Source organism: Allobosea psychrotolerans, from assembly GCF_002917105.1.
In the GTDB taxonomy this organism is placed as follows: domain Bacteria; phylum Pseudomonadota; class Alphaproteobacteria; order Rhizobiales; family Beijerinckiaceae; genus Allobosea; species Allobosea psychrotolerans.
In genome coordinates this window covers 61,459-68,465 of record NZ_PQFZ01000026.1, presented here as the reverse complement: position 1 = coordinate 68,465, position 7,007 = coordinate 61,459, and the positions used below count along the sequence as shown (strand labels likewise).

General features: G+C 66.9%; 5 protein-coding genes. 3 read left to right on the top strand and 2 right to left on the bottom strand.

Going from position 1 to position 7,007, the window contains the following annotated elements:
* The coding region (locus tag CYD53_RS27055) for a methyl-accepting chemotaxis protein (RefSeq protein ID WP_103721193.1) at nucleotides 1-1,229 on the bottom strand (1,229 nt) is incomplete at its 3' end.
* A gap of 401 nt (nucleotides 1,230-1,630) precedes the next feature.
* Between CYD53_RS27055 and CYD53_RS27050 the strand changes: the two genes are divergently transcribed.
* From CYD53_RS27050 to CYD53_RS27040, 3 genes are all read left to right on the top strand, one after another.
* Nucleotides 1,631-2,761 (top strand): ABC transporter ATP-binding protein, encoded by a 1,131-nt coding sequence (locus CYD53_RS27050; protein ID WP_103721192.1) that lies wholly within the window; start codon nucleotides 1,631-1,633, stop codon nucleotides 2,759-2,761.
* Nucleotides 2,758-3,747, top strand: coding sequence for an ABC transporter ATP-binding protein (locus CYD53_RS27045; RefSeq protein WP_103721191.1), 990 nt, complete (start codon nucleotides 2,758-2,760; stop codon nucleotides 3,745-3,747). The genes CYD53_RS27050 and CYD53_RS27045 overlap by 4 nt, the downstream gene beginning before the upstream one ends.
* Before the next feature lie 91 nt (nucleotides 3,748-3,838).
* Nucleotides 3,839-5,311: an alkaline phosphatase family protein gene (locus CYD53_RS27040; protein WP_181012048.1), complete on the top strand. Its 1,473-nt coding sequence runs from the start codon at nucleotides 3,839-3,841 to the stop codon at nucleotides 5,309-5,311.
* An 85-nt stretch (nucleotides 5,312-5,396) separates the two neighbouring features.
* Here CYD53_RS27040 and CYD53_RS27035 read toward each other — a convergent pair whose 3' ends face one another.
* Entirely contained in the window at nucleotides 5,397-6,959 is a 1,563-nt protein-coding gene (locus CYD53_RS27035; RefSeq protein WP_103721189.1) for an ABC transporter substrate-binding protein, read from the bottom strand.
* Nucleotides 6,960-7,007 lie beyond the last annotated feature (48 nt).

Here is a 7,007-nt window from a genome sequence, read left to right as displayed (position 1 = left end):
GCGGCCTGCCTGGAGGCCTGGGCCGAGGCCTTCACCGAGGCGGCGAGCTCCTCGGTCGTGGCCGCGGTCTCCTCCAGCGACGAGGCCTGCTCCTCGGTGCGCTTCGACAGGTCGTCGGCGCCCATGGTGATCTCGCGCGCCGCCAGGCCGACATCCGCCGAGGTCGTCTGGATCGTGCGCACCGTCGAGGACAGCCGGTCGACGGTGGCGTTGAAGTCGTCGCGAAGCTGCTCATAGGCCGCCGGGACGGAGGCCTCGATGCGATGCGTCAGGTTGCCATAGGACAATTCCGCAAGGCCCCGAGCCAGCTCCGTCACGACCTTTTCCAGCTCCTTTGCCTGCTCGAGCTGCTGCTGCGCTCCCGTCAGGCGCTCGGATTCGGTCGCGCGGCGTGTGTCTTCGATCAGGCGCGCTTGCGCGACGGCAGCGGTTTCAAGCTCCGCCTTCTCGATCGCGGCGCTGCGCAGGACGCCGACCGCATCGGCCATCGCCGCAATCTCGTCGCGGCTGCGGATGACGGGGATGGTCGCCTCGATATCGCCCGAGGCAAGCCGGTGCATCGCGGCCTTCAGGCTGCCGAGCGGCTTCATCATGCGGCGCAGGACCAGCAGCAGCACGGCGCCGCCCACCAGCGCGATCAGGAATCCGGCGATCACATTGCCCCAGATCATCTCGTCGATCACGACCAGGAAGTCGGCCTGCCTGATGCCGACGAACAGGATGCCGATGACCTGGTTGCTCGATTTCTGGATGATCGGCTCATAGATCGTGAAATAAGGCAGGCCCAGAATGTCGGCCGCGCCGGAATAGGTCTTTCGATCCCTGAACACAGCGTCATAAGCAGGCCCCGCGGCCAGCTTGGTGCCGACGGCGCGCGAGCCGTCGGCCTTTTGCACGTTGGTGGCAACGCGCACATCGCCCATGAAGACCGTCGCCACGCTGCCGGCCAGCGCCTTGACCTTGTCGACGGCAGCGAAATTGCCGTTCACCAGCTCATTGCCAAAGTAGAGCTTGTCGCCCTCCAGCTTCGGCTCGCCCTTGGCGGCGAGGATATCGCGCAGCAGGTTGATGTTCACGGAGAGGCTGGACTGGGCTCGCTCGCGCATCGCCTTGTCGGCGGCCTGGATCGACACCAGGACGGATGCGGCGACAGCCGCCCCCACGATGAGGACCCCGACGATAGCCAGGCGGGTCGCGATCGGCAGCCGAAAGAGAAAGAGCTTCTTCATGAGGCGGCTCATTGTTGAATGGGCGACGTGACATGCCCAGGAACGCCTCAGCTTTGTCTATAATAATGAAAAGCTGCTTAATTTCAGGATTACCGCCATACTCAACGCACCGGTTCGAAAAAATTAGCGCCGCGATACAACCGAGAAAACCAATGCAGATGAATACATTCGAAAACAACTTTGTTTTGCGGCGATTATTTCTTCATATGATGCCGTTTATTGGAGATTACTGAAGTGTCGTCTTGGAACAGGGTGCCCATGCTTCGCGATGCCGCTGCGCGGTTTCCCGGGATGAAGGCTCAGCCCGGTTTCCAACCGCACTGGCGAACCGACCTGGTGACCAGCCTTCCGTGACGAGCGTGTCATCGGACGGTCATCGGCCAATGCCTAGTCTGGTCGCCATGAGCGACGCTCCCACATCTCGCCTGACCGCGCAGGCGCTCTTGCCCTCGGCGCCCCCACAGCTGGGGGGTACGGCTCCGCCTTCTCCCCCGCTGCTGGCGCTGGAGGCCTTCACGGTCTCGTTCCTGACCGGGAACGGCGCGACCCGGGTCGTGCATGGCGTCGATCTCACGCTCGCGCCTGGGGAAGCGCTTGGCATCGTCGGCGAATCCGGCTGCGGCAAGAGCGTCACCTGGCTTGCAGCCCTGCGGCTTCTCGGCAAGGGCGTCACTATCTCGGGCAAGGTTCTGCTCTCGGGTCAGGACATCACGCCTCTCGGCGAGCGCGAGATCGCGCGCATTCGTGGCGGCAAGATCGGACTGATCTTCCAGGACCCGACGAGCTCGCTCAACCCGGTGCATCGCATCGGCACGCAGATCGGCGAGGCGCTGCAACTGCATCGCGGCCTCTCCGGCGCGGCCGGCCAGGCGGAGGCGCTGCGCCTGCTCGACCGCGTCGGCATCGCCGACGCGCCGCGCCGGCTGCGACAATACCCGCATGAATTGTCGGGCGGCATGAACCAGCGCGTGATGATCGCGATCGCGCTCGCAGGCGAGCCCGACGTGCTGGTCGCCGACGAGCCGACGACTGCGCTCGACGCTACCATCCAGGCCCAGATCCTCGATCTCATCCGCGACATCCGCCGCGATACCGGCATGGGCCTCGTGCTGATCTCGCATGATCTCGGCGTTGTGGCCGATCTCTGCGACCGTGTCGCCGTCATGTATGCCGGTCGCGTCGTTGAAACCGCAGCGACCGCCGCGCTGCTGCATCAGCCTCATCATCCCTATACGCGCGGGCTGCTGGCCGCCCTGCCGGAGCTGGATGGCCCACGCCTGCGCCTGACACCGGTGCCCGGCACGGTGCCCGCGCCCGATGCGATGCCGCCGGGTTGCGCCTTCGCGCCGCGCTGCACCTCGGCTGCCGCCCTCTGCCAGGTCGCGCCGCCGCCACTCGCACCGGTGGGCGGCGTCCGCCAATCCGCCTGCCTGCGGCTCGGTGCCTTGCCGCCCTGGCAAGGAAGCCCGGAGCAGCGGGCTTTGAGCCAGCGTGAGCAGCGCCTGGACGAGCTTGTCGGTATGTCCTCATGAGCGCGCTTCTGACGGTGAAAGATCTGGCGCGGCGCTATCCCGTCACCGGCGCGCGCGGCGAGCGGCGCCAGCTGCACGCCGTCGATGGGGTGAGCTTCTCGCTCGACGCGCACCGTACGCTCGGCATCGTCGGCGAATCGGGTTGCGGCAAGTCGACCACGGCCAAGCTGGTGCTGGGCCTGCTCGCGGCCTCCTCCGGCCGGATCGATTTTGCCGGCGAGCCGGTCACGGCGCTGCGCGATGCGAGATGGCGCGCCATGCGCCGTTCCATGCAGATGGTCCCCCAGGACCCGCTGGCGGCGCTCGACCGGCGCCTGACGGTCGGCGAGCAGGTCGTCGAGCCCTTGCAGATCCACAATCTCGAAGCCGGCCCCGGGCCGCGGCAGGAGCGGGCGCTTTCGCTGTTCGAGGCTGTGGGCCTGCGTCCCGATCTGTTCCACCGCTATCCGCATGAATTGTCGGGCGGCCAGCGCCAGCGCGTGGTGCTGGCGCGCGCGCTGGTGCTCGATCCCAGGCTCGTGGTCTGCGACGAGCCGATCTCGGCGCTCGACGTCTCAGTCGCGGCGCAGGTCATCAACCTGCTGCAGGATCTGCAGGGGCGCTTCGGCATGGCCTATCTCTTCATCAGCCACGATCTCAAGGTGGTGCGCCAGATCGCCGACGAGGTCGCCGTGATGTATCTCGGCCGCATCGTCGAGCAGGGTCCACCCGATGCCCTGTTCCATGCGGCTGCCCATCCCTATACCGAGGCGCTGGTCTCGGCAGTGCCGACGCCGTGGCGGCGCATGCGCGAGCGCATCGTGCTGTCGGGCGATCCGCCCAATCCGGTCGACCGGCCCAGCGGCTGCGCCTTTCATCCGCGCTGCCCGCGCGCCATGGCGCTGTGCGCGACGGAGGCTCCGGCCCTGCGGCGCGTGGCGGATGGCCGGCTCGCCGCCTGCCATCTCGCGCCGGCCGTCGACGGCCCGGTTGCCGTAGCCGCCTAGAGACGGATCGAAGCGAAAAACCGGTTCCCGCTTTTTCGCATCCTGCTCTAAGTGCGGCAGGACCCGCTTCCATACCCTTCGGAGAGAGATGATGGCGCAGACTGAACAGGCGACCGCCGAGCGGGTGATCGTGGCGGTGTTCGACGGTCTTCGACCCGACATGGTGACGCCCGAGCTGACGCCGAACATCCTGCGCCTGGCGGCGCGCGGCACCTGGTTTCGGCAGGCGCGCAGCGTCTTCCCCTCGCTGACGCGCGTCTGCACGAGCGCGATCGCCACCGGCGCCGCGCCGACCACGCATGGCATCGTCGGCAACGCCTTCTACCATTCCGCCGCCATGCCCGAGCATGTCTTCGACACCGGCCGTATCGACCATCTTCGCCGCGTCGAAGCCCATCACGGCGGGCGCCTCATCGACGTGGACACATTTGGCGACGTTCTCGCCCGCGCCGGGCGACGGCTCTGCGTGGTGCATACGGGTTCGCCCGGCTCGGCCCATTTCATCAACCCGCGCGCCCGCGACAACGGCCACTGGACCTTCTCGATGCATGGCCTCGACGGCACCCAGACGCCCCATGCCGTGGCGGAGGCGCTGGAGACGGTCGGCTCGTTGCCCGAGCGCGAACTGCCGCGCCTGGGCGAGTTGCGCTACGCGGCGCGATTGATGGTGGAGCATGTCTTGCCGGTGCTCGCGCCGGATGTCGCGCTGGTCTGGTTCAACGAGCCCGACACGACCTTCCACTACAAGGGCCTCGGCTCGCCTGAAGCCAGGGCCGGGCTGCAGGAAGCCGACAAAGCCTTCGGCGCGATCCTGGATTGGGTCGAGGCCCAGCCGGATGCGGAGCGTATCGCCGTGATCGTCGCCTCCGATCACGGCCAGATCTCGACCCGCGCGATCCACCCACTCTTCGACGACGCCCGCCAGGCGGGCTTTGCGGTCGCACTGCGCGACGCGTTCGATGGCGCAGCCTTCGTCGCCACCGGCGGCCTCAGCGGCGAGATCCGCCGCCTCAATGGCAACCGTGACGGCCTCGAGCGGATCGCCCACTGGCTGATGGAGCAGCCGGTCGTCGGGCATGTCTTCTCGCCCGCCCGCAACGCGGTCGATGGCGTGGTGGACGGCACCTTGTCCCTCGCCCTGATGGGCAATGGGCATGAGCGCCAGCCGGATCTCATGTTCATCCTGAAATCGGATCTCGCGACCGACCCCTACGGCCTGCCGGGGCTGGGGACGATGACGCCAGGCGACGTGCCGCTCGGCGGCGGCATGCATGGCGGCATCAATCCGCACGAACTCAACACCGTGCTCGTCGTCGCAGCCGAGACGGCGGAGGGGCGCGGCTCCCTGTCCTCGGCGCCCGCCGGCATCATCGATATCGGCCCGACCGTGCTCGGCCTGCTCGGGATAGCGCCGGCGCAGACCATGCAGGGCCGGAACCTCGCCCGCCCGGCCCGGGAGGAGGCGCGCGTCACGCGCCATTCGGCCGGTCGCGGGGCTTTCGGCCAGCATGTCGACATCGTCGAGCAGGATGGCCGCCGCTTCATCCTGGGTGGCGGGCACTGAGCCCGCACACCCCGACGTTCAATCGCCAACCCGATCAAAAGAAAAAGGCGGCAAAGCCGCCCTTTTCCATCTTTGTATGCTGCCTTCAGCTACGGCCGAAGGACAGGTTGTCGGGCCGCAGATCCATGAAATAGAAGGTGGTCGGCCGCCAGGCGATCGACTTCTTGATCGCGTAGGCCTCGCTCGGCTGGTAGAGGATCGTTGCCGGCGCCTCGTCCTCCCAGATGTCGAGCATCTCGGTGAAGAGGGCCTTGCGCTTCGCCGGATCGGTCTCCGCCTCGAGCGCATTGCCCGCCTTGTTGAAGGCTGCCGCCGAGGTCCAGAACTTCGAGACCTGGATCTCGCCGGCCGGTCCCCAGGCCACCCAGATCGAGCCGAGCGGATCGGGCAGGCGGGTCGAGTTCGACCAGTTGAAGATCTGCGAACCGGCGCCGCGCAACTGGGCCGAGTTCTCGACGACCTGCAGCGAGGCGTTGAGGCCAACCGCCTTCCATTGCTCGACCAGAACCTGCGCGGCTTCGAGCGCGTTGGTGTAGTAATTGGCCATCGTCCGGTAGACGATCGGCTCGCCCTTGTAGCCCGCCTCCTTCAGCAGCGCCTTCGCCTTGGCCGGATCATAGGGCAGCTTGCGCCCCTCGACGAACATCTGGCCGTATTCGGGGAAATTGTGGCTGGCCGGCACCAGGGCCGTGCCCTGCCACAGCGTGTCGACGAGCTTCTGGCGGTCGATGGAGCAGACCAGCGCCTGGCGGATGCGCTTGTCGGAAAGCAGCTTGTCCTGGTCGTTGAAGGCGAGCACATGCACGTTCGCCAGCACGACCGAGCGCACATCGATGTCCTTGTAGCCGCCGACGATGCTCATCTGGTCCGGCGGAATATTGGTGATGAGGTCGTAGTCGCCCGCTACGAGGCCGGCGACGCGGGCGGCCAGCTCCGGCACGCGCTTGAAGATGACGCGTTTGGCCGACGGCTTGGCCATGAAATAATCGTCAAAGGCCTCGAGCACGGTCGCGTCGGCGGCGTTGTGCGACACCACACGGTAGGGGCCGGTCGCGACGGGCTTCCGCGAATAGGCCTCGAAGCCCATCGTCTCATAGGCGCGCTTGTTGACGATCCAGGCGCACCAGGAGGCGAGCCGTTGCTCCAGCAGGACGTCGGGCGTCCTGGTGCGGAAACGCACGCTGTAGCGGTCGATCGGCTCGACGCTGGCCAGCACGCCGAAATAGGCCTTGCCGCCCGGGATCTGGGCCTTGTCGCCCCAAAGCCGCCCGTCGCGGAAGGTATAGGCGACATCCTCGGAAGTGAGCTCGTCGCCATTATGGAACTTCACGCCCTGGCGCAGCGTGACGATCAATTCCTGCGGCGAGACACGCTCCCATTTGGTGGCGAGATGCGGCTTGAGCTCCGAGCCGCCACCATCGGCCGTGCCGAGGAAATCGCGCCGGATCAGCGTGTCGAAGATCGAATAGGTGACGCGTGTTCCGACATTGGAGAGTTCGCGCGCCGGCTCCAGCGTCGCCGGCAGATCGGCGACAGCCACGGTGAGATTCGGGCGCGTTTCGCCGGCAGCCAAGCTCGGCTGGGCGTTCAACGCGATGGGGGTGGCGATCGCGCCTTCCAGGAAACGACGGCGGGATATTGTAATCATTGTGGATCCTTGGAACAGCCGGCGCGGCCAAGCCGACAAGGTCTGCGC